The sequence below is a fragment of the Microcystis sp. genome (assembly GCF_048564745.1).
Taxonomy (GTDB): domain Bacteria; phylum Cyanobacteriota; class Cyanobacteriia; order Cyanobacteriales; family Microcystaceae; genus Microcystis; species Microcystis ichthyoblabe_A.
In genome coordinates, this window is sequence record NZ_JBLZRT010000162.1 from 1 (window position 1) to 1,147 (window position 1,147).

A 1,147-nucleotide genomic window follows, 5' to 3' on the forward strand; every position below is an offset into this window, starting at 1 on the left:
GATGCTCCTCCCATTATCTGATTTGGTCTTTTCTAGGACTGCAAGATGACCCTCTAAATAACTAGATATATTTTGCATGATATCCTTGTACTCCACCTATGACATTATCTGCGACACTCAGGATTTAATTGGATCTGCGTACGCCACATGACTCTTCTTGTGCTTTCATCAAAGGAGTCGCGGCGATGCATCGTACAGCGGTTATCCCAGATTAAAATGTCGCCGACAGCCCAATGCTGCGTCCAGGAAAACTCAGGCGCTTGGGTATATTTCCACAATTCATTAAGTAGTGCCTCGGAGTCGGCCACGGAATATCCAACGACATAAGCATTTAGCCGCCTTCCCAAGTACAGGAAATTTTTGCCTGTGACAGGGTGCTGCTGAATAATTGGGTGAATTGATCCAGGGCACGTGGCAACGTCAGTGACATCGTTGAAGCCGTACCGAAGATCACCTACCGCGGTATAACTGCGATCATGCTTGATGGAGAGCGTCGAGATTTTTTCCTTTAAATCCGCAGGAATTGCGTCATATACGCTATACATATTCATGAACTCTGTATTTCCGCCACTTTCTGGAATCTCAACAGCATACAAAATACTTGCTATCGGAGGCACATCCGTATAACACATATCTGTATGCCAATATGCTTCTTTCGCTCCGAGATGACCTATTGCAAGGCCATTCTTTTTTATGTTTGAAACGATCATCAGCTCGGGATATTCGGTGCTTGATGTTAGTTTTTTTTCTTGGTTCAGTGCTCGTTCTGGCAGACCGAAAATCTCGCCAAACCTAATAAATTCTTTTTTATTCGGGAATTGATTGCGGATTCGACAAACCAGGCCACAGTGCCAGGCTTCGATTAGTTTTTGTACATGAGCGCCCTCATAGGGTGCCACTACGTTAAATCCGCGCATCTGGCTACCTAATGCTTCGGATATAGCCTCAAAGCTGACGTCATCAACAGTGTATGCGTTCAAAATCTGCCCCCGTTAATATTCAAAGCAAATGCGATTTAGCTGAGTGCTGCGCTGTTGGTTCGCTATTCTTATTGGGACGAAATAAGATGTCAAAGACAACAACCTGAATTTATCTCACATAACAGTGAGCTTAAAACACAGACAAACTCAGCAAAAATGGACTTGAA

The 1,147-nt window shown here is 44.0% G+C and carries 1 protein-coding gene; it reads right to left on the minus strand.

The features are described from left to right. Positions 1-104: 104 nt before the first annotated feature. Positions 105-980: a TauD/TfdA dioxygenase family protein gene (locus ACOCD9_RS17820; protein ID WP_415264661.1), complete on the minus strand. Its 876-nt coding sequence runs from the start codon at positions 978-980 to the stop codon at positions 105-107. Positions 981-1,147 lie beyond the last annotated feature (167 nt).